This is a genomic window from Janibacter melonis (assembly GCF_020567375.1).
Taxonomy (GTDB): Bacteria; Actinomycetota; Actinomycetes; order Actinomycetales; family Dermatophilaceae; genus Marihabitans; species Marihabitans melonis.
In genome coordinates this window covers 1142005-1166280 of sequence record NZ_JAJBZM010000001.1, presented here as the reverse complement: position 1 = coordinate 1166280, position 24276 = coordinate 1142005, and the positions used below count along the sequence as shown (strand labels likewise).

Below are 24276 nucleotides of genomic sequence, written 5' to 3'. Positions count from 1 at the left end.
GGCGCGACGAGCCGGTGGCCCTGGGAGGTATGGATGTCCACAGCTGAGGCGACGGAGCAGGACAAGCCGGTCCGCAGCCTGATCCCCGCGCGCATGCACGACATGCCGTGGTCGAAGTTCCACTGGATGGTGATCTTCGGTCTCGGCACGGCGTGGATCCTCGACGGGCTCGAGGTCCAGATCGTCGCCTCCGGAGGCTTCGAGAAGACCCTCGGGATGGACGCGACCGACGTCGGGCTCGCCGGCACGGTCTACCTCATCGGTCAGGTGACCGGTGCGCTGCTCTTCGGCCGGCTCACCGACACCCTGGGCCGCAAGAAGCTCTTCGTCATGACGCTGGCGCTCTACCTGGTCGCGTCCGGCCTCGCGGCCTTCTCGCCGAACATGTGGGTCTTCTTCGCGCTGCGCTTCGTCGCCGGCATGGGCATCGGCGGCGAGTACTCCGCCGTGAACTCCGCGGTCGACGAGCTCATCCCGGGGCGCTTCCGCGGCCGGGTCGACCTCGCGATCAACGGCACGTACTGGTTCGGCGCCGGCATGGGCGCCTTCGCCTCGTACTGGCTGCTCAACCCCGACATCGTCGGCGAGAACATCGGCTGGCGGATCGCCTTCCTCATCGGCCCGGTCCTCGGTCTCGGCATCATCTACCTGCGGCGGCACATCCCCGAGAGCCCTCGCTGGATGGTCACCCATGGGCGCGGCGAGGAGGCCGAGCGGGTCGTCTCCGCGATCGAGGAGAAGGTCCGGTCGGAGGGCAAGACCCTGCCCGACCACGACGAGGAGAAGGACGGCATGTGGATCAAGGCCCGCGAGGGCCTGACCCCCAAGCAGCTGTCCTACGTCTTCTTCCAGATGTACCCGACGCGCACGGTGCTCGGCGCGACGTTGATGATCACGCAGAGCTTCCTCTACAACGCGATCTTCTTCACGTACTCGCTCGTGCTGCAGAACTTCTACGACCAGACGCCGTCGAGCGCGGCCCTGTACTTCTTCCCCTTCGCGCTGGGCAACCTGCTCGGCCCGCTGCTCCTCGGCCCCTTCTTCGACACCGTCGGCCGACGCAAGATGATCGGCGGCTGCTACGCCTTCGCGGCGATCGTGCTGTCGATCTCGGCCTTCCTCTTCAACGCCGACGCGCTGAGCCCGGTGACCCACACGATCTTCTGGTGCGTGGCGTTCTTCTTCGCCTCCGCCGGGGCGTCGGCCGGGTACCTCACGGTCTCGGAGATCTTCCCGCTCGAGGTGCGCGGCCAGGCGATCTCGTACTTCTTCGCCATCGCGCAGGTCTTCGGCGCCATCGGTCCGGTCTTCTACGGCTGGCTCATCGGGGACGGGGGCGACCGCGGGCCGATGTTCGTCGGGTACCTCATCGCCTCCGGGATCATGCTCGTCGGCGCGCTCGTCGCGGCGGTCTGGGGCGTCGACGCCGAGGGCAAGTCCCTCGAGGAGATCGCCCCGCCGCTCACGAGCTACGACGAGCACGGCAACGAGACCGTCAACCTGCCGGTCTGAGGGAGGACGACATGAGCGAGATGCGTCCGGACGCGGGAGAGCGTCCGTACACCGTCGTCGTCGGCGTGAGCGCGACCTCGAAGTCGCCGACCGCCCTGCGGTGGGCCGCCGGCCAGGTGGCCGCGAACGACGGACACCTCGTCGCCGTGCGCGCCTGGCGGGTGGGCGCCCCCCAGGCGAGCACCGCGGGGGTCATGGCTGCGGCCGGGCCGACCGAGGGCGAGCTGGAGGGTGCCGAGCGCACCGCCCTCGAGTGCGACGTCGAGGAGGTCCTCGGGCCCGACCACCACGCCGAGGTCCGGCTCGTCCGCGGCAGCGACCGCCAGGTCCTGCTCGACGCCGCCGTCGGCGCCGACCTCCTCGTCATCGACGCGCCACGGGCGCTGACGGGGGCACCGCTCTTCGCGCAGCGGCTCATCTACGACGCGAGCTGCCCGGTGGTCGTCATGCCGCCGCACATCTCGGGCCAGGAGCCGGGGCTCGTCGAGCGCGCCGGCCGTGCCGTCGGGCGGGCCGCGGTCCGCTCCGCCGGCACGGCCGGGCGGCCGGGCTACCGTCCGCCCGCCCGGCGGTAGGGGTCAGGGGTGACCAGGGCCGCCGGTCAGAGCCGGCGGCACTGGTCCTCCTTGTTGCCGCGCACGGAGTTGTTCCACCCCTTCGGCGCCGGGGTGTTGCTCTTGCACTGGAGGTTGCCGTCGACGGAGTTGTCGTAGACGTGCTTCGTGCCGGAGCGGTTCGAGAAGAGCTGGATGTCGCCCTTGACCCGGTTGCGGATGACGTTCTGCGTCGAGCGGTTGCCCTCGAGCTGGATGTTGCCGTCGACCGTGAGGCCGCGCAGGTGGTGCATGCTGCCGCCCTCGAGCTGGACGTCGCCGTCGACGCGGCCCCACGTGTTGCGCACGTAGCGATGGCCCTCGGACTGGATGTTGCCGTCGATGCTGTTCTGCCAGCCCTGGAGGGTCGCGCCGCGGCGCACGACGACGTTGCCCTTGACGACCGACTTCGTGAGCTTGCACGTCGCGCCGGCCGGCACGACCACGTCGTCGTCGATGGTGCGGCCGGTGATGGTGCCGGAGCACGTCCGGTCGGCCTGGGCGGGCGCCGCGACGGCGACGAGGCCGGTCGTGGCGAGGGCGGCGGTGGCGAGGGTGCTGATGATCCGGGTGGTCGACATGCTGGTCTCCTCGGTGAGTGGCAGCGGCGCCGGTGCGCCGCGTGAGCAACGCTGCCGGGTCCGCGTGAGGCCACGGTGAGCCGTCGATGAGAGGGGGCTCATCAGCCGGCCACCTCCTCGTCAGGTGGCAGGGGACCCGAGCCGGCGGTGGATCGTCGTGACCGAGCGGCGAAGGGGGGCGAGCAGCTCCTCGAGCCCCGTCACCGAGCCCTCGGGGTAGGTGAGGGCGACGGCCGCGAGCGGCTGACCCGTGCGGTCGAGGACGGCGAGAGCCACGGAGGCCAGGCCCTGCGTCACCGACCCGCTCTCGAGGGCGTGACCGCGGCGGCGCACGGCGACGAGCTCACGGCGCAGGGCGGACGGGGTGGCCGGTGACCCGGCGCTCGCGACGACCGAGGCGGCGTCGGGGTAGAGGGCCGTGACCTGGCGGGCGGGCAGGGCCGCGAGCATCGCCAGCCCGCTCGCGGTCGTCGTCGCCGGCAGCCGGACGCCGACGTCGGAGACGAGGAGGGGGCGCCCGGGCGCGCGCTCCTCGACGACGTAGAGGACGTCGCGGCCGTGCAGGACGGCGAGATGACCGTTGTGCGTCGTCTCGTCGACGAGGCGCTGGAGGACCGGGCGGGCCAGACGCTGCAGCGGGCTCTGCCGCTGGTAGCCGCTCGCGAGCTCGAAGGCGGCCACGCCCAGGCCCCACCGGCGCTCGTCCGGGTAGTGGGTGACGTACGAGTGCTCGGCCAGCTCGGCGAGCAGGTGGTAGGTCGTGCTGCGGGGCAGCTCGAGGTCACGCGCGAGCTGCGCGGCGGGCACCGGCTCGACGCGGCCGGCGAGGTAGGACAGCAGGCGCAGGGCGTGGCCGGCGGCGGGGACCTGGGGCACCGCCCGAGCCTACGTCCATGTCTCGGATCCGAGACGGTAGTGGTGCGTCAGCGGTGGCAGCGGGGGTGACCGGCGCGCTTCCATGGATGCATGCCGCACATCGTCGACGTCGAGACCCCCGAGACCACCATCCGCATCGGCGACCGCCCGCTGACCGTCGAGGAGGTCGTCGCCGTCGCCCGCTTCGAGGCGCAGGTCGAGATCTCCGACGCCGCGTGGGAGCGCGTGCGCGCCTCGCGCACCGTCGTCGAGGACCTCGCCGAGGACACGGTCGCTCACTACGGGGTGTCGACCGGCTTCGGCGCGCTCGCGACGACCCACATCCCGCACGAGAAGCGCACCCAGCTGCAGCGCTCGCTCGTGCGCAGCCATGCCGCGGGCATGGGCGACCCCGTCGAGGAGGAGGTCGTGCGGGCCCTCATGCTGCTGCGCGTCCAGACCCTCGCGACCGGTCGTACCGGTATCCGTGAGGAGACGCTGCGGCTCTACGTCGCGCTCCTCAACCAGCGGATCACCCCGGTCGTGCGCGAGTACGGCTCCCTCGGCTGCTCCGGCGACCTCGCCCCGCTCGCGCACTGCGCGATGGTCCTCATCGGCGAGGGGGAGGTCATGGCTGCCCACGACGTGTCGGTGCCGGGCGACACGATGCCCGCGTCCGAGGCGCTGGCCCAGGCCGGCCTGACTCCCGTCGTCCTGCACGAGAAGGAGGGCCTGGCCCTCATCAACGGCACCGACGGCATGCTCGGCATGCTGTGCCTGGCGATCCACGACCTGCACGTGCAGCTGACGACCGCCGACATCGCGTGCGCGATGAGCGTCGAGGGGCTGCTCGGCACCGACGACGTCTTCGCCGCAGACCTGCAGGCGCTGCGCCCGCACCCTGGGCAGGCGCAGTCGGCGGCCAACCTGCGGGCCGTGCTCGCCGGCAGCCCGATCCGCGAGAGCCACCGCGACCCCCACGCCTGCACCCGCGTCCAGGACGCGTACTCGCTGCGCTGCGCCCCCTCGGTGCACGGGGCGGCGCGCGACACCCTCGCCCACGCCCGCCGGGTCGCCGACGCCGAGCTCGCCTCGGCGGTCGACAACCCCGTCATCACCTTCGACGGCCGGGTGGAGTCGAACGGCAACTTCCACGGCGCACCCGTCGCCTACGTCCTGGACTTCCTGGCGATCGTCGCCGCCGACGTCGCGAGCATGAGCGAGCGCCGGACGGACCGCTTCCTCGACGTCTCCCGCTCGCACGGGCTGCCGCCCTTCCTCGCCGACGACCCGGGCACCGACTCGGGCCTGATGATCGCGCAGTACACAGCCGCCGGGATGGTCTCGGAGATGAAGCGTCTCGCCGCGCCCGCGAGCGTCGACTCCATCCCGAGCAGCGCGATGCAGGAGGACCACGTGTCGATGGGCTGGGCCGGCGCGCGCAAGCTGCGCCGCTCGGTCGACGCCCTGACCCGTGTCCTCACCGTCGAGCTCGTCACCGCTGCCCGGGGCATCGCGCTCCGCGCGCCCCTGCAGCCCGCCGCCGCCACCGCGGCCGTCATCGCCGATCTCGACGCGCTCGCCTCGACCGCCCCCGGTCCGGACCGCGACCTCGGCCGCGACCTCATGGCCTGCGCCACGACCGTCCGCGACGGCGGCCCGGTCCTCGCGGCCGAGTCGGTCACCGGCCCCCTGCACTGATCTTCGAACTGCGCTGATCACTCGCACTGACCCCCCTTCGCCCGACGACCACCGACCCGACCCACCCGAGGAGCACCCCATGGACGGCGCCCGTCCCGTCCGCGCACCGCGCGGCACCGAGATCACCGCCCGCAGCTGGCAGACCGAGGCCCCGCTGCGGATGCTCATGAACAACCTCGACCCCGAGGTGGCCGAGCGCCCCGACGACCTCGTCGTCTACGGCGGCACCGGTCGGGCGGCGCGCAGCTGGGAGGCCTTCGACGCGATCGTCGAGACGCTGCGCGACCTGCAGCCCGACGAGACCCTCCTCGTGCAGTCCGGCAAGCCGGTCGGCGTGCTGCGGACCAACGAGTGGGCGCCCCGCGTACTCATCGCCAACTCCAACCTCGTCGGCGACTGGGCGACGTGGCCGGAGTTCCGCAAGCTCGAGGCCGAGGGCCTGATGATGTACGGCCAGATGACCGCCGGGTCGTGGATCTACATCGCGACGCAGGGGATCCTCCAGGGCACCTTCGAGACCTTCGCCGCGGTGGCCCGTGGCCGGTTCGACGGGACGCTCGCCGGGACGATCACCCTCACCGGCGGGTGCGGCGGCATGGGCGGCGCGCAGCCGCTCGCGGTCACCCTCAACGGGGGCGTCTGCCTCGTCGTCGACGTCGACCGCTCGCGTCTGGAGCGGCGCGTCGCCAAGCGCTACCTCGACGAGATCGCCGACGACCTCGACGACGCGGTCGCCCGTGCCGAGCGGGCGAAGGGGGAGCGCCGCGCGCTGTCGATCGGCGTCGTCGGCAACGCGGCGGAGGTCTTCCCGGAGATGCTGCGTCGGCACCGGGCCGGCGAGATCCGCGTCGACGTCGTCACCGACCAGACGAGCGCGCACGACCCGCTGAGCTACCTGCCCGCCGAGATCGCCGTCGACGAGTGGCAGCGCGAGGCCGAGGCCGACCCCGAGGGCTTCACGAAGAAGGCGCGCGAGTCGATGACCGCCCAGGTGCAGGCGATGGTCGAGCTGCAGGACGAGGGCGCCGAGGTCTTCGACTACGGCAACAGCATCCGCGACGAGGCGCGCCAGGCGGGGTACGCCCGGGCCTTCGAGTTCCCCGGCTTCGTCCCGGCCTACGTGCGCCCGCTCTTCTGCGAGGGGCTCGGCCCCTTCCGCTGGGTCGCGCTCTCGGGCGACCCCGAGGACATCGCCGTCACCGACGCCGCGCTCAAGGAGCTCTTCCCCGACGACGAGCACCTGCACCGCTGGCTCGACGCGGCCGCCGAGCACGTCGAGTTCGAGGGGCTGCCGGCGCGGATCTGCTGGCTGGGCTACGGGCAGCGTCACCGGGCCGGGCTGCTCTTCAACGAGCTCGTGCGCGACGGCAAGGTCAAGGCGCCGATCGTCATCGGGCGCGACCACCTCGACTCCGGCTCGGTCGCCTCGCCGTATCGCGAGACCGAGTCGATGCTCGACGGCTCCGACGCGATCGCCGACTGGCCGCTGCTCAACGCGCTCACCGCGGCGAGCTCGGGCGCCACGTGGGTGTCGATCCACCACGGCGGGGGCGTCGGCATCGGCCGCTCCATCCACGCCGGTCAGGTGGGCGTCGCCGACGGCACCGACCTCGCCGCCGCGAAGCTCGAGCGCCTGCTCACCAACGACCCCGGCATGGGCGTCCTGCGCCACGCCGACGCCGGCTACTCGCGCGCCGTCAAGGTCGCGGAGGAGCGCGGCGTGCGGGTCCCGATGACCCCGGTGGTCCGCGACGGGGAGGGGGCGTGACCCCCTTCGTCTGGAAGGGTCGCCACGACGGGCCCGGTCCCGCGCACCGTCGGCTCTGGCACACGGTGAGCGAGCCCGGCGGGCCCGCGGACGCCGCGATCGTCGGCTTCGAGAGCGACGAAGGGGTGCGGCGCAACCGTGGTCGGGTCGGTGCGGTGGAGGGCCCGGCGGCGCTGCGCACGGCGCTGGCCTCGCTCGCCGTCCACGACGACCTCACCCTCGTCGACCACGGCGACGTCACGGTCGAGGACGACGACCTCGAGGACGCCCAGCGCCGGCTCGGTGAGGCGGTGGCCCGCGCGCGTCGTGACGCCCCGCTCACCGTCGTGCTCGGCGGCGGGCACGAGAGCGCGTACGGGAGCTATCTCGGGCTCGGCCACCCGCCGCGGCTCGGGGTGATCAACCTCGACGCCCACCTCGACCTGCGCGAGGCGGACCGGCCGACGTCGGGCACGCCCTTCCTCCAGATCGCGCGCGACCGACGCGAGCGCGGGCTCGACGTGCGCTACGCGGCGATCGGGGTGAGCACCGCGAGCAACACGACGGCCCTCTTCGACACCGCGCGCGAGATCGGCGCCCAGTGGGTGCTCGACGACGACTGCCAGGACGCGGAGGCGCCGCTCGAGCTCGTCTCCCGCTTCGTCGCCGACGTCGACGAGGTCTACCTCTCCATCGACCTCGACGTGCTGCCGGGGTCCGCGGCCCCCGGGGTGAGCGCTCCGGCCGCCCTCGGGGTGCCCCCCGTCGTCATCCAGGCGATCTGCGACGCGGTCGTCGACAGCGGCCGCCTCGTCCACCTCGACGTCACCGAGCTGTGCCCGAGGCTCGACGCCGACGCCCGGACCGCCCGGGTCGCAGCCCGGCTGATCCACCGCGTCATCACCCGCGAGACCGCCCGGCGGCGGGGCGCATGAGCGCCGGCTCGACCCTCGTCACGGGCATCGGCGAGCTCGTCACGTGCGACGGCACGGGCGACGGGGGAGCCGGCGTGCGGCGCGACCATGCGCTCGTCGTCGAGGACGGACGGGTCGCGTGGGTCGGTCCGGCTGCGTCGGCGCCCTCCGCGGACGCGGTGGTGGACGTCGAGGGCCGGTGCGTGCTGCCCGGCTTCGTCGACAGCCACGCACACCTCATCTTCGCGGGGGACCGCTCGGCGGAGTTCGCCGCCCGGATGGCCGGCGAGCGCTACGACGGGGGCGGCATCGGGGTCTCGGTCGGGGCGACCCGGGCAGCCGGCGACGACGAGCTGAGGGCGCTCCTCGCGGGCAGGGTCGCCGAGATGCGGGCCCAGGGCACGACGACCGTCGAGGTGAAGTCCGGCTACGGGCTCACCGTCGTCGACGAGGTCCGGGCGCTGCGGCTGGCGGGGGAGGTCACGCCGGAGACGACCTATCTCGGGGCGCACGTCGTGCCCGAGGAGATGCGGGCCGACCGGTCGGCCTACGTCGACCTCGTGACGGGCGAGATGCTCGCAGCCTGCGCGCCGTACGCCCGGTGGGTCGACGTCTTCTGCGAGCCCGCGTCGCCGCACGCCTTCACGGGGGAGGAGTCGCGCGCCGTGCTCGTCGCCGGTCGGGACGCCGGTCTCGGGCTGCGGGTGCACGGCAACCAGCTGGGCCACGGCCCCGGCGTGCAGCTGGCCTGCGAGCTCGGCGCGGCGAGCGTCGACCACTGCACCTACCTGTCGACCGCCGACGTCGACGCGCTCGTCGACAGCGCGGGGACCACCACCGCGACGCTGCTCCCGGGCGTGGAGTTCTCCACCCGCTCGCCGTACCCGGACGCCCGGGCGCTCCTCGACGCCGGGGTGTCGGTCGCGCTCGCGAGCGACTGCAACCCGGGGACGTGCTTCTCGAGCTCGATGCCCTTCGTCGTCGCCCTCGCGGTGCGTGAGATGGGGATGACGCCGAGCGAGGCCGTCGTCGCGGCCACCCGGGGCGGGGCTCGCGCCCTGCGGCGTGACGACATCGGCCGGGTCGAGGTCGGGGCGCGGGCCGATCTCGCGGTCCTCGACGCGCCGAACCACCTGCACCTCAGCTATCGCGCGGGCGTGCCGCTCGCGCGGGTGCTCGAGGTCTGAGGGCGGTCGCGCCCCGGTCCTGCTCCGGGCGTGACGGGTGCCGTCGTCCTCCGCGCCGGCGGGCGGGGTCTGGCCCGCCTAGCTATGCTCGTCGCGCGCACCAGCCAGGGGGTGCCGCGCATCCGCAGGACCCCGACCCTGGCCCCGCACCAGGACCGAGGGACCCCATGCGCCACCCCCGCCGTACCGCCACCACGACCACCCTCCTCACGGCGGCGGGTCTCGTCGCCGCGCTGGGGCTGGCCGCTCCCGCGACCGCCGACCCCGCGCCGGCCCGCGTGCCGGCGCAGGCCACGACGCCGCCGGACCCCGGCGGCAGCGGCGAGCACAGCGAGACGACGACGGGAGTGGTCCCTCCCTTCGTCGCCCCGTCGCACACGGGCCCGGCCCGCAGCGTCGACGGCACGGCGCGCTCCACCGCGGGCCTGCCGGCGAGCGGCCTGCCGACACGGCTCAGCTCCCGCAGCACGAGCTTCGGGTCGAGCTTCAGCGGGTCGGTCTTCGACACGAGCAGCGGGTCGCGCATCTGGAGCAAGCAGGCGACGAAGGCGCTGCGTCCCGGCTCGACGATGAAGCTGCTCACCGCGACGACCGCGCTGCGCACCTTCGGCACCCGGCACCGCTTCGTCACCCCGGTGCTGCGGGCCGGCAGCCGCGGGGACTACGTCTACCTCAAGGGCGTCGGCGACCCGACGGTGAGCAGCTACCGCCTCGACCAGATGGCGGCGTCGACCGCCTACCAGCTGAAGAAGCGGGGGATCCGCTCGATCTCGCTGCGGGTCGACGACACGCTCTTCCCCGCACCGCGCAACGCGACCGGGTGGGAGGCCTCGGACGTCGGGCAGTGGGTGACGCCCGTGCGCGCGCTCGTCTACGACGGCCGGATGGTCTCCGACACCTCGATGGACGCGGGCGACCGCTTCCGCTCCGAGCTGCGCTCGCGGGGGATCAGCGTGCGCGACCTGCGCCGCGGCGCGACCGCGTCGGGTGCTCAGCAGATCGCGTCCGGCCGCTCGCCCGAGCTGCGCACGATCGTCGGCGACATGCTGCGCGTCAGTCACAACGACTACGCCGAGAAGCTGCTCTGGGCCTCCGGCATGAAGGCCGGCACCTCGCGCACCTGGGCCGGTGTCACGTCCTACTCTCGCTCGCAGGTGGCCGGGTACGGCGTGTCGACCTACGGCTCCGTCATCGCCGACGGCTCCGGGCTGTCGCGTTCGGACCGGCTGACGAGCCACACGCTCGCCCAGCTCGTCCTCGCGCTGCGCAAGCACCCCTCGCTCGGACCGGTGATCTTCGCCGACGCCTCCCTGCCGATCGCGGGCCGGACCGGCACGCTGCAGAACCGCTTCGAGACCGCGCCGGCGTCGTGCGCCGTCGGTCGGGTGCGGGCGAAGACCGGGTCGTTGCGCGACGCGGGCGCCATGGCCGGCATCGCGAAGGGCACCGACGGCAAGGAGCGCGTCTTCGCGGTCGTGAGCAACGGCCAGCCCTACGACGCCGACCTGCGCGGGCGCATCGACGCGCTCGTCGCGACGACGACCCTGTGCATGTGACCACCGTGCGCATGTGACGACCGCGCGCGTGTGACGACCGCGCTGAGACCGGCGTGCGGGCGGGCCGGGGACGGCCTGCGGCGTCGGGTCAGCCGGCGTCGGCCACGTCCGGACGGCTGTCCCGTCGGGTCCGTGGGGCGAGGTCGAGGTCCAGCTCGGCGCGGTCGAGATCGCCGGCGGCGGAGTCGAGCTCCTCTCCCAGCGAGCGCGGTCGGGAGTCATCGGTGCCCACGAGCTCGGGCGCGCTCAGCGGGCGGGGGGCCGCCGTCGAGGGCTCGAGCTCGTCGATCGCCTGGGTCGACAGGCCCAGCTCGGCGATCCGCCGGGCGGAGACGAAGACCCTCGTCTCGAGGGTGCCCACCATCGCGTTGTAGCTCTCCACGCTCTTCGTCAGCTGGCGGCCGAGCGCGCTCGTGCGCTCGCCGAGGGTCGACAGGCGCTGGTAGAGCTCGCGACCGAGGGCGAGCAGGTCCTGCGCGCTGCGCGTCAGCGCGTCCTGCTGCCACCCGTAGGCCACGGTGCGCAGCAGGGCGAGGAGCGTGCCGGGGGAGGCGAGCACGACGTGCGCCCGCATCGCCTCCTCGTGCAGACCCGGGTCGCGGGCCAGGGCCGCCGACAAGGTCGCCTCCGACGGGACGAAGCACACGACCATCTCGGGCGAGGGCTCGAAGGCCGACCAGTACTGCTTGCCGGACAGGACGCGCACGTGTCCTCGCAGGGCGGCGACGTGCCGACGGAGGAGCCGCTCGTGCTCGGCCGGGTCGACACCCTCGCCCTGGGCCGCGAGCCAGTCGCTCATCGGGGCTTTCGCGTCGACGACGAGGTGCTTGCCCCCGGGCAGGCGCACGACGACGTCGGGGCGCACCGCGCTGCCGTCGGGGGTCGTGCCCCGGGCCTGCTCGTCGAAGTCGCAGCGAGCGAGCATGCCGGAGACCTCGAGGACCCGGCGCAGCTGGGTCTCGCCCCACGCGCCGCGCACCGACGAGACGCGCAGCGACGACGCGAGCGAGCTCGCCTCGTCGGAGACGCGCCGGGTGCTCGTCTCGACCCGGCCGAGGACCTCGCGCACCGTGGCGAACTGGTCGACCCGGTCGCGCTCGAGGGTCTCGACCTGGGTCGCCACGCGGCGCAGCGCGTCCTGCATCGGGCGCAGGGTCGCGGCGGTCTGGGCGTCCTCGGACAGGCTCGCCTCGAGGTCGACGACGCGTGCTCGCAGCACGTCGCGCTCCGCGCTCGCGGCGGCCAGGCCCTCGCGGGTCGCCGACCCGTCCTCGGCCGCGCGGGCGCGCACGCCGGCCACCTCGGAGCGGGTCAGGCCCCAGAGGGTCGCCGCACCGAGGAGCACGCCGAGCACGGTGCCGAGGAGCAGGGCGGTGATGTCCATGGCGTCACCCAACCACCGCCCTCCGACAGCCGGGGTCCGCCCGGGGCGCGACGCGCCGGCGCGGGTAGCCTCGCAGCATGACTCGTGACGAGCCCCGCGAGGAGGAGGTGAAGGCCTCCGCCCCGCGCCCCGACCTCAGCACGGAGTCCGGTCAGCTCGCCTTCATCCAGGTCCTCAACGACCGGCTGCCGACGAAGCGGCTCATCGCCCAGGGCCTGCTGCGCAACGAGCGCGGCGAGGTGCTCCTGTGCGAGCTCGTCTACAAGAGCGCGTGGGACCTGCCCGGCGGGGTCGTCGACCCGGGGGAGTCCCCGGCCACCTGCGTCCATCGCGAGGTCACCGAGGAGCTCGGTCTCGACCTGCCCGTCGGGTCCCTCGCCGCGGTCAACTGGCTGCCGCCCTACCGCGGGTGGGACGACGCCCTGCTCCTCCTCTTCGACCTCGGCACCGTCGACTCCGCGCTCATGGAGCGTGCGGTGCTCCAGCCCCGCGAGATCCGGGCGGTCCACTGGGTCGCACCGGACGACCTCGCGGACCACGTCGCGCCGTACACGGTCGAGATGATCCAGCAGGTCGCGACGCCCGGCCCGACCCGCTACCTGGAGAACTCGCAGGACCGCTGAGGACGCCCTCGGCCGACGCCGCCCGAGGGCCGCACCGGCCCCGGCGCGAAGGGGTGAGCAGGACCTCCCTTCGCCCGCCGGTAGACTCCTGTCCCCGTGGCACTCACCATCGGAATCGTCGGTCTCCCCAACGTCGGCAAGTCGACGATGTTCAACGCTCTGACGAAGAACAACGTCCTCGCCGCGAACTACCCCTTCGCGACCATCGAGCCGAACGTCGGCGTCGTCCCTCTGCCGGACCCCCGGCTCGAGCGGCTCGCCGAGATCCACGGCTCCGAGAAGATCCTCCCCGCGACGGTCTCCTTCGTCGACATCGCCGGCATCGTGCGCGGCGCGTCCGAGGGCGAGGGGCTGGGCAACAAGTTCCTCGCGAACATCCGTGAGGCCGACGCGATCTGCCAGGTGGTGCGCGCCTTCGAGGACGGCGACGTCGTCCACGTCGACGGCAAGGTCTCGCCCGAGTCCGACATCGAGACGATCCACACCGAGCTCATCCTCGCCGACCTCCAGACCCTCGAGAAGGCCGTCGTGCGCCTCGAGAAGGAGGCCCGCATCAAGAAGGAGTCCAAGCCGCTCCACGAGAACGCGCTCGTCGCGCAGAAGGTCCTCGAGGAGGGCAAGACCCTCTACGCCGCGGGCGAGGCCGCCGGCGTCGACCTCGACGAGGCGCGCTCGCTCGGGCTGCTGACGACCAAGCCCTTCATCTACGTCTTCAACCTCGACGAGGACCAGCTGACCGACGACGCGCTGAAGACCTCGCTCGCCGAGCTCGTCGCGCCGGCGGACGCCGTCTTCCTCAACGCCAAGCTCGAGATGGACCTCATGGAGATGTCCCCCGAGGACGCCCAGGAGATGCTCGAGGGCTTCGGCGCGACCGAGTCGGGTCTGGACCAGCTCGCGCGCACCGGCTTCCACACGCTGGGGCTGCAGACCTACCTCACGGCCGGCCCGAAGGAGTCACGCGCCTGGACGATCGGTCAGGGCTGGACCGCGCCGCAGGCGGCTGGGGTCATCCACACCGACTTCCAGCGCGGGTTCATCAAGGCCGAGATCGTCTCCTTCGAGGACCTCGACACCCTCGGCACGATGCAGAAGGCCAAGGAGGCCGGCAAGGTGCGCATGGAGGGCAAGGACTACGTCATGCAGGACGGCGACGTCGTGGAGTTCCGCTTCAACGTCTGACTCGACGCGTTTGCGCAGGGCAGAGGGGGTGTAGCCCCTCTGCGTCCGCACAGAGTCCGCAAGAAATTTAGCGTGAGGGGCTCGATCTGGCCGTTCGGAGGGCCTATCTCCGGACCCCGGTGCTGCCAGTTGACCCGCGCGTGCGGTGACCTTTTGGCGGAATGATGCGCTCTTGCCGCCGTACCAAACCGTTGTGACCACGCACGTCTGGGACGTTGCATGGCAGCGCTGGACTGCACATGTCGGTGGGCCCGTCGGTAGGGTTCGGTAGATGTCGTGCGGCCCCCGTTGCCGCGTGCGAGGAAGGACGACGCTGTGTACTTAAGCCGTGTTCGGGTGCGGGGCCTGCGGGGCTCGGTCGACTACCCGTTGGAGGTCTCCCTCCCCGGTCGGTTCACGGTCATCGCGGGCGCGAACGGTGGCGGCAAGACCACGTTCGGCGACGCCGTGTATCTGGCGCACACTGAACGGTTCCCGTACTTGCCGCGGCACTCCGCTGCGGCGCTCGGGACAGGCGACCGCGACATCGAGCTTGAATACAAGTTCGAGGGGCACGCGGTGGACGAAGGACCGCTCGGCAAACAGCTGCAGGACCAGAGCGGGCGGTCGGTCCCGGGAACGGTCGCGGCGGAGTGGGCGCGGACCATGCATCGCAGCATGGGCGCCATCAACACGAAGGTTCTGACGGCATCCACCAGCGGTGTTGAGGACAAGATTCTGCTGATCCATCTGCCGGCGTGGCGGAACCCGCTCGATGAGCTGTCGCGTCGCGAGGCCCGTGTCCTGGTCGAGCTTCTGCGTGCCCAGCAGCAGAACCGGGGGCACGGCCGTGACCTGACCGACCTGCGCGCACACGCGTCCCGGCTGCTCGAGCAACTCGCTACTCACGACGTACTCGAGGCTCTGGAGGGCCGGGTGGGGGAGCAGTTGCGAGCGATCTCGGCCGGCGTGTCCCGCAAGTGGCCCTACATCCGCGGACAGGTCGTCGATGACCGCTACCTCGCCCGGGTGCTGGAGCTGATGCTCGCCAACTTCGAGGGCCGTTCGGACGCTTTGCCGCTGGAGGTCGTCGCGCTCGGGTACGTGAACCTGCTCCACATCGCTGTCACCCTGGCCGCCATCCCTGACGCCACCCAGATCGCCGCCGCGGCGGCAGCAGCTCAAGCTGCCCAGGCAGCTGCTGCGCAAGCCGCCCAGGCCGCCGCTCAGGCTGCCGCCCCACCCCCGCAGCAGCAGGCTGCGCAGCCGACCGAGGAAGAGCTCGCCGACGCCGACCGCGTTCTCGCACAGGCCCGGGCCGAGAGCGAGAGTGTCGAGGACTCGTTCTTCCCCGACAGCCCGTTCCACGTGACCCTCCTCATCGAAGAACCCGAGGCGCACCTGCACCCGCAGCTGCAGCACTCCCTTGTGCGGTACCTACGACGGCAGGTGCAGTTGCGTCCCGAGCTGCAGGTGATCCTGTCGAGCCACGCGACCGACATCATCACCTCCTGCGATCCGACCGAGCTGGTCATCATCCGCCGCGACAACCAGGGCCGCCCGGTGTCGCGCGCCATAGCGGACATCCCCCTCACCAAGCCGGACGAGGTACTGCGCAAGGCCCGCCTACACCTGGACGCCAGTCGGTCCGCGTCGTTGTTCGCCGACCGGGTCCTGCTCGTCGAGGGCGTCACTGAAGCGGCCGTCCTACGCGAGCTCGGGTGGGCATGGGCGGGCGACGACGAGGACAAGCAGGCGTTCATCGACGCGCTCAGCATCGTCCCGATGGGCACGAAGGTCGGTCCGTGGTCAGTACGGCTCCTCGCCACCCGCGACCACGAGCTGGTCGGCCGCGTCGCCGTCCTCCGTGACAGCGATAAGGACTTCACCGAGGCACCCGACCAGCCGTCGTGGGCACCTGACCATGACCCAGGCGTCCTGCTCGTCGAGCACAGCCACCCGACCCTGGAGCCTCAGCTCACGGAACACAACGAAGCGCACATCGCAGGCGCGCTCACCGACCTCGCCCTCGAGGTGCCGGCCGACGTCACCCCCGAGGCCGTCCGAGACATCTTCCGGGGTCAGCACAAGCAGGGCGGCGCGACCGTCAAAGCCGGCCCCGGCGCGTCGAAGAAGGGCGAGTTCGCCGAAGCCCTCGCCGGACGCCTCCGCGACGCCCGGTACACCGGCAATATCGACGTGCACGTGCCCCAACCGTACGTGACCGTCTTCGATTTCCTTTATGCCGACCCGACGCCGCCCGCGCCCCCTCCGGCGCCTCCAGCTGCGCCCGGCGGTTCGGCAGGATCGACACCAGCCGACGACCCCGGGGGCGACACGGCCCAGGCGCAGGCCCAGGAGGCGGCTACGACTCAGATGCTGAAGGACCTCGACCTGCTGTGACAGGTGCTCTCGCTCACGCCGGCGCGATCGACACACTGACCGCGCAGCAGCGGCACGCCGCCGCCACCAGCGTGAAGAACATCTTCATCGAAGCAGGCCCCGGCACGGGGAAGACTACCGTGTCCGCACAACGGTTCGGCGTTCACCGCTTCGCCGCCGAACACCGCCACGACCCCCGCGCCGTCGTCGCCGTCAGCTTCACACGCGCCGCGACCTACAACCTGCGCCGCCGCGTCCAACGACTCTGGGGCACCGAAGCGCTCGCCTGGCCCCACCGCATCGTCACCCTCGACACCATCATGTCCGATCTCCTCCACGACCTCCTCCGGGAAGGACTCGTCGAGTGGCCCGACGCGAAGACGCTGTGGCCCGACGGGAACGTCACCCTCGACATTCGCGACAGCTGGGCCTCCTGCGGCGGCACTGTCTCCACCCGCTCCATCTACGAGCTCAGCCTCCGCGGTCGTGCGCTCCACATGACGGGCTTGTTCGCGGAGAAGCACGCCTACCGCGTCCCAGCGGTCAACATCGTCCCTTTGATGAAGCAGGGCATCTGCACGCACGACGACGTCCGCTCCATCCTCGAGCACGCCCTCGCCCTGCCCGACTGCGCCGCCCGCATCCAGATGCGCCTTGGTCAACAACTCCGGGCCTTGGTCGTCGACGAGGTCTTCGACGCCAACGAACTCGACATCGCGATCATCGAAGCGGCCATCGCAGCGGGCGTCACCGTCACCCTGGTCGGAGACCCCTGGCAGGCGCTCTACCTATTCCGCGGCGCCAAGCCCGACGTTGTGCCTGAACTCCTCGCCCGCAACAGCGTCCCGACGCTCCCGCTCACCCAGTCGTTCCGGTGGCAGACCGAGGAGCAGGCCGAGCTTGCCAACGACCTCCGCAGCGGCACCGGCGTCATCCTCCCCACGGACCCCGCCGACCTCGACGTCGCCATCGCACTGTGGTGGAAGGACCTCTGGGCGATCGGCGGAGGCGTTCTCCCGCTCGCGTACCACTCGTTCAAGGGCGGCTACGAGGAGGCCGCTGCCACCATCCTGCTCAACCACGTCACCCGGAACGTCCTCGACCTCAACGCGACCTACCTCGGCGACGCCCTCACCGCCTTGAACATCCAGGACACCGACGTCCCGCGGCAGCTCGAACCCGACCTCCAGGGTGTCATCGAGACCCTCAAGCCCGGTACTGCGGCCGCGGTGAAGTCCGCCTACCTCGAGCTCGTCGCGGTCATCGGCACGGTGTCCGCCCGGACTCTGCGCCGGCCCCACGCGGCACACACAGGCCGGCTCGCCGCGCTCCAGTCACGTATGACCCACCCCGGACGCCCTGTCCCGGGCCTGACCACCCACCAGGCCAAGGGTGGGGAGTGGGACATCGTCGGCGTCTCGCTTCGCGACAACGAACGGAAGGCGCTCGGCGCCGGACTCACCGTCACTGAGGACCTGCACCGCAAGATCTACGTCGCGACGACCAGGGCTCGCTACCGCACGATCGAGGTCTTCCCGGCGACACCACCACCGAAGAAGCGAGGCGCACGCAAGACCACCAACCCCAAGTCGGCGACTCCCTGACCAGAATCAGCCAACAAAGCGGAGAACTGAACCGGGGAGACGGCGGCATGCCTGCCTGCCTGCCGAGCGCAGTTCACGTGAGGCCTACATTTCGGAGCGGTCCTCAGTCCTGAACTTCGTCCAAGGGCACTCGTGGATTTCGACTTGCAATCGTGAGGGTTCCGGTTTGAAACGCCATGCCTCCTCGGTCCGGATGAGGCAACCGTCGTTCGAGCATTAGTACGACTGCGTTGACGCGCCTCGAGTTGAACAAGAACTTATCGCAGGCCTCTGCAACTGAGTTCAGTGTGGCCTCGTCCTCAGACCAGGGCGGAGATAGTCGAAGGTAAATCAGCGAGGGGCCGGAGGAGGGCAGCTGCTTTCGCGCGGCACCGAGAGTGCTGGCAATCTTGCGCTCGGCGTAGTCGGTCAAGGGCAACTCGGCGCGTGCTTTGACCTCCACCGACACACGGCGACCGCCGAGGACGACAACCGCGTCAGGTGAGCGGCTGGCCGAAGATTGCGGCTCAACAAACTCGACACCCTCGCCGGCGCGGGCGCAATGCCGGACAGCGCACATCTCGGCAGCTGCGTCTGTCAGCGACCGCGAGCGTAGTCCGCGGACGAAGGCTTCAAGTCCCGGAACGGTGCGGGCTTCGTGCAACTCGTAGGCCAGATTGAATATCCGGTACAGCGTTATCGCTCCCGCGGGCTCATCCGCCGCGTCCAACCCCAGGACTCCTCCGAGGTGACTCGCGCGAGGGTGCAGCTCGCGCTTCAGCCACCACCTACCAAGAGTGCCTTTGATGACTCGCAGCGATTCCTCGAAGGCCTGATACGCCGCGTCCTGGGTGGTGAAGTCCACCCTTGAGGGATCGTTGGGGTCGTAGATCTCGGACGCCCAAGCGTGAATTTCTGCCTGACGGGTCATGACTGTCTGGGGAAGTGGATGATCTGCGCATTTTCGGCATGATCCTCTCGGAGCCCAACCGGCGCGTGGGCGATGCCGGAGAGGTGGCCCTCCGGGAGGGAGCAAAGCGCCTCAATGTCGCGATCCGAAAGGCGAACGCCGGCGCGGAGATCGTCGGCATTGTGTACGCCGTCTCCAAGGAAGAGGTCAACCGCCTTGTAGAGCAGCCTTGGGATCTCGGGAGGCATGACGTCATCAAGAGGCTCCGACCTTCGCCATCCGCGCCGAGAGTAGTTGATCCACATACGGCGAGAGGTCTGCTCGGGCATCAGGTCGAGTTGCTTCGCGCGCATCATCATGGCGCCAATCGAGACCTTCCACCGAGGCTTCATCTCTTGGAGGGTGTCGAGCGACGCGGCGAAGAAGTCGTCGGCGAACGGGGCTGCCGGGAGAAGGAACGCTCCGGCGAACCTGTGGGCCTGCTCTTCGATCCGCTTGAAGTCGGCCGTCTTAGTCAAACGGCGACGGTCGAGATTCGCGTGCAACAGGACGTGCCCTAACTCGTGGGCTGCGTCAAAGCGCCACCGCACCGAGGTGCCCTTGTCAGTGCCAATCATCACAAAGGGCCGCGACGATGGCGAGACAACCGTCAGGCTGTCAAGCGTGGCCGCCCCGAAGGAGTCGCGAGCCACGATCGCTCCTTGGTTCTCTAGCAGATAGACCATGTTGTTGATCGGTCCCTCGCTCATGCCCCAGTGCTTCCGGGCGTCCTCCGCGAAGTGTTCGATTTCGTCGTCCGTGAGCATGAGCGGATCAGCCGGAGGTGAGAGGTCGGGAAAGTTCACGTCAGGAAAACTGACGATGCCGCCTAGGTAGTCGGTGATCTGCTCCAACCACCGCTCCCGACGGGCTGCCCGGGTTCGCGCCTGCTTGGTCGCCGCGCTCATCGAACGAAAGAACGGAAGCCCCTCTAGTTCGCCGCGTTCGTCCGGCGTCGTGAAGAACTCGGGCGGAAGGTTGAGGATCCGAACGATGGATTCGGCAACCGCGGGGCTAGGTGTCTTCTTGTCGGTCTCGTATGCGGACACCGCCTGCGGCGATACGCCCAACATCTCCGACAGCTCGACTGCCCGCAGGTTGCGAACCTCTCGTGCCTCCCGAAGTCGCGCTCCGACGAAACCCGGAGTCTTTGAAGGCATCTTCAGGCGCTCGCCCGCTGGGTCGCGGCCCACTTGTAGTGGACCCGCGCCGACTCGTCCCACTGGTTCGGCATCAACCGTTCGATCACGTCGGGGAACCGCGTGAACAGATTGATGTGGTGCACGTAGTACTTGATACCGGGTGCCGGGAAGGCGACGTACACCGACCCGGGCAGGTAGGCGAACTCCCTCTGCTCGGCATCGTGGCGACCACGGAATGGGCTATGAAGGAGGAGGGCATACAGGCGCGCGTTCTCGGACGGCTCGTCATCCCCGAAGAGCGCGTCCTGATCGCTGGCGAGAGAGAGCTGGTAGTCCGTCCCCTCGACCAGACCGCACGGCGTCTGGACCGAGTGGGCGGTCATGATTACCGGACCGCTCACAATCTCGGTGTGGTTCCAGAAGGAACCGTCCGACTTCACCGTCTGTGCCTCTACGCCAGGGACCGGCGTTACGATCTCCCGCATGAGTTCCTGGATCTTGCCGCGGGCGTAGAACGGGCGCACGTTCTCGGCGTCGGAGGGCGACAGGAACTCTGCGGCACAGTGGTCGTAGGCGACCTTCTTGGCTTGGAACACCGCCCGGAGTGCACGCTTGAGCAGGTCGTCGGAGAGGTGGGTGCCGATCAGGGCGGAGAGGTCTGCATGAGCCACGGCGATTCCTGTGGTGTAGGGGACGATCTGCTTCACCTAGTATGGTCGAAATGCGCGAAAAAATCAACCAAGATGGCACCATGTTCCTGGAACGGTCATCGCTTCCGGCCGCTTGGTCGCCAACCTGACGGCCGGTGCGCCGTGCCGCGACCGCTCCTTCATCCGAGCAGATCTCCGACCTCACAAGTCCGGAGCCGCGCCATTCTGGGCCTTGTCACGCGTTACCGGCTGACGCGTCGGGAGGTGCCTCTGCGGTCCGTGGCCAGGCCTCACTCAGTCGGACTCGTTCCCAACCTCACCAGGGCCCGGGTTGGCTCGCCGAGCGATGCGGCCATGATCGACTCCGCTGCCTTCCTCGTGCGGTCCTCGGCGGTCGGCCAGAGGTGGGCGTAGGTATTGAGCGTCGTGGTCGCCTTCGCATGGCCCAGCGAGCGTTGAACCGTCACGACGTCGCATCCGGCGGCGATGAGCCCGGAGGCGTAGAAGTGGCGAAGGTCGTGGAGCTTGATGCCGGTCAGGTCGGCTTCGCGCAGCGTCTTGCGCCACCAGTAGCCGACGGTGTTCTGGTGGGGCGGGTCGTCGCCCTCGCCGGCGAAGAGCCACCGCTCCTTGCCGATGGTGCCGTGAGCGGCGACGTGCTCGGCGAGCACGTTGACCAGACTGTCCGCGAGGTAGACGACCCCCTCTGATCCGTACTTCGGTGGCCGCATATCGATCGCCCCGCCGTTGACGCGTTGCACCTGGCGGGAGACCTTCAGCGACTTGCGGAGGAAGTCGACGTCGCCGAGCTGGACCCCGGCGGCCTCGCCGAGCCGCAAGCCGGCGAACGCGCAGAGGGCGATGAACGGCTGGAACCGTTCGTCGGCCACGGCCATGAGCTGCCCGACCTGCTCGGGCGTGGGGATCGACATGGCCACTTCCGCGCGTCTGCCGCGGGGGAGGCGTACTCCGTCGGTCGGGTCGGAGCCGATCACCCTGTCCTTCACGGCGGCGCGGAACACCGACCTGACGTTGACGTAACGCGTCTTGATGGTGCCGGGGGCAAGCCCGGCGGCGTTCATCTGCTTGATCCAAGTCTCGACGTCCGAGCGCCGGACCTGCTTCATGGGCTTCCCCGCAAACGGCACGGATCTGGCCGCCAGTGACATTGCGAGGACGGTGCCGGGTGCCCAGACCTGGCGGGCCGACCACTCCCCGAAGAACGCTGCGAACGTGATCCGGCCGGCCTTGGGATCGGCGTACGTGCCGGTGACCACCGCGGAGGTGACCTGGTCCAGCCACTGCTGGGCGTCGATCTTGCGGTCGAAGTGCCGCGAGTGCTCCTTGCCGGCCTCGTCGCGGTACCGCGCCCGCCACCGGCCGTTGGCTCGCTTGGCGATGTTTCCCGCCATGGTGATGCTCCTTCCAGGATCGCTCCATCGTCTCTCTGAGATCCGACGGTGGGGCAGGGTCAGCTGCGGTTATGGGGACGGTTGGTCTGCTCGGTGAGCCAGAGGATGAGGTCGTCTCGCCAGTAGCGGACGTGGCGGCCGACCTTGAAGCTGCGGGGTCCGGCGCCGAGGTGGCGCCAGTAGCGCAGCGTCCCCTCGGGCACGCGGAGGTAGCGGCACGCTTCCTGGAGGGTGAGCATGTCGTCGCCGGGGTTCTGGCGGGGTCGTGGGGCGTTGGGTTGTGCGGTCATGGCGGCCTCCTTGTGGCTGGGTTCCCGGCGTCGTTCGTCGCCGGTCGTGATGGGTGGGTGTCTGTCGTCGAGAGGTACGCGTCCTACGGTGCGCGCTGGGGGGCACCAATTCGCGCCCGTCCTGGCCCCGCCCGTCCTCCGGACGGGCGCCCCCGTGAGGTGGCGTCTTCGCAGGTCAGGCGGCGCCCGTCCGAAAGTTCGAGAACTCATCGGGTGCTCCTCGCTGGTTGTTATCGCGAACGATCTGTACGTGTTGATCAGCATGGGGCGGCAGGTTCCCCGGAATCGGGGGAACCTGAGGGGGATACCTGCCAGGTGACCTGTGTTTCCGCAGGTCAACAGGTATCCCTAAGTCGTTTTCCCGCGGACTTGTGAAGGTGTTGATTCACGCCGATCAGCGTGGGCGAGGGGCGTTACCGGAATGCGGTAACAACGGAGGGGAACGCGAGGGGGAACGCTGCGTTCGTGCAGGTCAACGGCGTTCCCTAGGTCGTTGGCTGCACCCGCCTCTCAGAGGCCGATTCCGGAGGGCCGGGAAATGGGCGGCCGGTACTCCGGGACCGGGAGCCGTGGCGTTGGAGGCGCTACGGCGGCCGCGCCGTACCGGTCGATCGCGTCGACGGCGAGCCGTCGGGCGTGAGCGGGGCCCAGGTCCGCGCGGTCGCGGCTGAAGACATCGACCCACTGCTTCCGTGCGTCCTCGACGCGTCTCGGCGACAAGGTGGGCAGTGTTGGATGCGCGGCCGCGCGTCATCGCGACGTACGCCGCGGCGGCACCGGTGGTCTCGCCGAGGGCGGCCTCGACGGCCTCGCCCTGGGCTCCGTGGACTGTGGTGGCGTAGGCGAGCTCGACGAACCGGGTCGCGTACTCCGCCGGGATCTCGCGATCGCGCCCGCGGCCGTGAAGGATCAGGTGGCCGTCCTCGCCGATTCCGGCGACCGTCCAGGTCTGGCGGTTCGCGACCCCGAGATCAGGGTCGTTGCGGCGGGTAGCGACGCGGTCCCCGAGCCCGACCCGTTCGCCGCGAGCGGTCACCAGGGACGGGTCTGCGTCGGCCGAGTTGCCCGTGGCGGGATCGGCGCGACGCTGGTCGCGGACCGCGGCATTGAGGCGGGCCACTTGCTCGCGGGTGTCGGCGACGACGAGGCCGCCGGCCGCCCCCGCCTCGGCGAGGGCGGCGGTGCGTTCACTGTCGCTGGTGTGGACGACGATCGATCCTCGGCGGTGCAACGCATCGAAGATCGAGGCGGGGTCGTCGCCGGTGCGCATGCGCAGGGAGAGTGCGGCGTAGTCGGGGTCGGTGAATCGGTGCACCTTCTCCAACGACACGACCGCGGTCGGGTGGGCCCACGCGAGGGCGTGGTCCAGGACGCCGCCGCGTCCCACCGCCGGGAGCTGGTGTCGGTCGCCGACCAGCGCTACCCGCGCCCCGGCCTCGTCGGCGACCGTCAGCAGCGCGCGGGCGGTGTCCTGGTCCAGCATGCCCGCCTCGTCGACCAGCAGCAGATCCCCTGGTCGCAGTCGGGCGGACGGGTCGGGTGCGGCGTCGGGGCGCCGTGCCCAGTGCCCGTCGTCGTCCCAGCGCCAGCCGTGCTGGTGGATCAGCCAAGCGGCCGAGTGCCCGTCGGCGCCGGTCTCCGCGGCGGCGACCTCGGCCGCCTTCAACGTCGGCGTCACCACCAGTAGCCGATGCCCCTGCCGCGACAGCACGGTCCGCGCCGACCTCAGCGCGGTGGTCTTGCCGGCTCCGGCCGCGCCCTCCACGACCACCAGCTGGCCGTCACCGGCCAGGGTGCCGACGACGGCGGCCTGAGTGGGGTCGACCCGAGTCAGCCCTCGCCCGTGCAGCCGGACCCGTCTGGCTTGCTGCTCCGCACGGCGGGCGAGACGACCGATGAGGTCCGCCTCGACCTCCATCACCTGCTGGGAGGTCAGTGAGCGGACGTGTTCGGGCACGTCGGGTGAGGCGAGCAGCCGGACACTGCGTGCGGCGGCGCGGGCCGTCACGTCCTCGGCGAGCTCGATGCGCGCCGCGGGCTCCGCCACCAGCTTG

General features: G+C 70.8%; 20 protein-coding genes. 11 read left to right on the top strand and 9 right to left on the bottom strand.

Annotated elements, in window-relative coordinates; all coding sequences use genetic code 11:
* Positions 1 to 33: 33 nt before the first annotated feature.
* Together LIV55_RS05370 and LIV55_RS05365 are read left to right on the top strand one after the other, a co-directional pair.
* A complete protein-coding gene (locus LIV55_RS05370) occupies positions 34 to 1512 on the top strand; it encodes an MFS transporter (RefSeq protein ID WP_229299437.1) in 1479 nt (492 codons plus the stop codon).
* A gap of 11 nt (positions 1513 to 1523) precedes the next feature.
* Positions 1524 to 2087, top strand: coding sequence for a universal stress protein (locus LIV55_RS05365; protein WP_229299435.1), 564 nt, complete (start codon positions 1524 to 1526; stop codon positions 2085 to 2087).
* 26 nt (positions 2088 to 2113) lie between these two features.
* On the opposite strand, the gene LIV55_RS05360 is transcribed toward LIV55_RS05365, so the two are convergent.
* Together LIV55_RS05360 and LIV55_RS05355 are read right to left on the bottom strand one after the other, a co-directional pair.
* Positions 2114 to 2686: a hypothetical protein gene (locus tag LIV55_RS05360; protein WP_229299433.1), complete on the bottom strand. Its 573-nt coding sequence runs from the start codon at positions 2684 to 2686 to the stop codon at positions 2114 to 2116.
* A 120-nt stretch (positions 2687 to 2806) separates the two neighbouring features.
* Complete coding sequence (locus tag LIV55_RS05355; RefSeq protein ID WP_229299431.1) at positions 2807 to 3562, bottom strand: IclR family transcriptional regulator; 756 nt, start codon at positions 3560 to 3562, stop codon at positions 2807 to 2809.
* Positions 3563 to 3652: 90 nt separating this feature from the next.
* On the opposite strand from LIV55_RS05355, the gene hutH reads away from it, so the two are divergent.
* The 5 genes from hutH (at position 3653) to dacB (ending at position 10646) form a co-directional block, all read left to right on the top strand.
* The gene (gene hutH, locus LIV55_RS05350; protein WP_229299430.1) at positions 3653 to 5242 is read left to right on the top strand and encodes a histidine ammonia-lyase; all 1590 of its coding nucleotides are present in this window, start codon (positions 3653 to 3655) and stop codon (positions 5240 to 5242) included.
* A gap of 79 nt (positions 5243 to 5321) precedes the next feature.
* On the top strand, positions 5322 to 7010 hold the full coding sequence (gene hutU / locus LIV55_RS05345) for a urocanate hydratase (protein ID WP_229299428.1): 1689 nt from the start codon (positions 5322 to 5324) through the stop codon (positions 7008 to 7010).
* Positions 7007 to 7924: a formimidoylglutamase gene (gene hutG, locus LIV55_RS05340; RefSeq protein WP_123092203.1), complete on the top strand. Its 918-nt coding sequence runs from the start codon at positions 7007 to 7009 to the stop codon at positions 7922 to 7924. The genes hutU and hutG overlap by 4 nt, the downstream gene beginning before the upstream one ends.
* On the top strand, positions 7921 to 9090 hold the full coding sequence (gene hutI / locus LIV55_RS05335; protein ID WP_229299426.1) for an imidazolonepropionase: 1170 nt from the start codon (positions 7921 to 7923) through the stop codon (positions 9088 to 9090). Before hutG ends, hutI begins: the two co-directional genes overlap by 4 nt.
* 167 nt (positions 9091 to 9257) lie before the next feature.
* On the top strand, positions 9258 to 10646 hold the full coding sequence (dacB, locus tag LIV55_RS05330) for a D-alanyl-D-alanine carboxypeptidase/D-alanyl-D-alanine endopeptidase (RefSeq protein ID WP_229299423.1): 1389 nt from the start codon (positions 9258 to 9260) through the stop codon (positions 10644 to 10646).
* Positions 10647 to 10734: 88 nt separating this feature from the next.
* On the opposite strand, the gene LIV55_RS05325 is transcribed toward dacB, so the two are convergent.
* Entirely contained in the window at positions 10735 to 12030 is a 1296-nt protein-coding gene (locus LIV55_RS05325) for a DNA recombination protein RmuC (protein WP_229299422.1), read from the bottom strand.
* A 77-nt stretch (positions 12031 to 12107) separates the two neighbouring features.
* Here LIV55_RS05325 and LIV55_RS05320 point away from each other — a divergent pair, with 77 nt between their 5' ends.
* The 4 genes from LIV55_RS05320 (at position 12108) to LIV55_RS05305 (ending at position 17800) form a co-directional block, all read left to right on the top strand.
* Positions 12108 to 12653 (top strand): NUDIX domain-containing protein, encoded by a 546-nt coding sequence (locus LIV55_RS05320; protein ID WP_229299421.1) that lies wholly within the window; start codon positions 12108 to 12110, stop codon positions 12651 to 12653.
* Between the two features lie 96 nt (positions 12654 to 12749).
* Positions 12750 to 13835 carry a redox-regulated ATPase YchF gene (gene ychF / locus LIV55_RS05315; protein WP_229299419.1) on the top strand — a complete coding sequence of 362 codons (1086 nt, stop codon included), beginning with the start codon at positions 12750 to 12752 and terminating at the stop codon, positions 13833 to 13835.
* Positions 13836 to 14150: 315 nt separating this feature from the next.
* A complete protein-coding gene (locus LIV55_RS05310) occupies positions 14151 to 16217 on the top strand; it encodes an ATP-dependent nuclease (protein WP_229299418.1) in 2067 nt (688 codons plus the stop codon).
* The gene (locus LIV55_RS05305; protein ID WP_229299416.1) at positions 16214 to 17800 is read left to right on the top strand and encodes a UvrD-helicase domain-containing protein; all 1587 of its coding nucleotides are present in this window, start codon (positions 16214 to 16216) and stop codon (positions 17798 to 17800) included. Before LIV55_RS05310 ends, LIV55_RS05305 begins: the two co-directional genes overlap by 4 nt.
* 103 nt (positions 17801 to 17903) lie before the next feature.
* On the opposite strand, the gene LIV55_RS05300 is transcribed toward LIV55_RS05305, so the two are convergent.
* From LIV55_RS05300 to LIV55_RS05275, 6 genes are all read right to left on the bottom strand, one after another.
* Positions 17904 to 18710 carry a hypothetical protein gene (locus tag LIV55_RS05300; RefSeq protein ID WP_229299414.1) on the bottom strand — a complete coding sequence of 269 codons (807 nt, stop codon included), beginning with the start codon at positions 18708 to 18710 and terminating at the stop codon, positions 17904 to 17906.
* Positions 18707 to 19888 carry a helix-turn-helix domain-containing protein gene (locus tag LIV55_RS05295; protein WP_267492353.1) on the bottom strand — a complete coding sequence of 394 codons (1182 nt, stop codon included), beginning with the start codon at positions 19886 to 19888 and terminating at the stop codon, positions 18707 to 18709. Before LIV55_RS05295 ends, LIV55_RS05300 begins: the two co-directional genes overlap by 4 nt.
* A 2-nt stretch (positions 19889 to 19890) precedes the next feature.
* Complete coding sequence (locus LIV55_RS05290) at positions 19891 to 20577, bottom strand: hypothetical protein (RefSeq protein WP_229299411.1); 687 nt, start codon at positions 20575 to 20577, stop codon at positions 19891 to 19893.
* Positions 20578 to 20810: 233 nt separating this feature from the next.
* Positions 20811 to 21932 (bottom strand): tyrosine-type recombinase/integrase, encoded by a 1122-nt coding sequence (locus LIV55_RS05285; protein WP_229299409.1) that lies wholly within the window; start codon positions 21930 to 21932, stop codon positions 20811 to 20813.
* Between the two features lie 59 nt (positions 21933 to 21991).
* Positions 21992 to 22222 carry a helix-turn-helix domain-containing protein gene (locus LIV55_RS05280; protein WP_229299407.1) on the bottom strand — a complete coding sequence of 77 codons (231 nt, stop codon included), beginning with the start codon at positions 22220 to 22222 and terminating at the stop codon, positions 21992 to 21994.
* Positions 22223 to 22694: 472 nt separating this feature from the next.
* Entirely contained in the window at positions 22695 to 24269 is a 1575-nt protein-coding gene (locus LIV55_RS05275; protein WP_229299405.1) for an ATP-dependent DNA helicase, read from the bottom strand.
* Between the last annotated feature and the right edge of the window lie 7 nt (positions 24270 to 24276).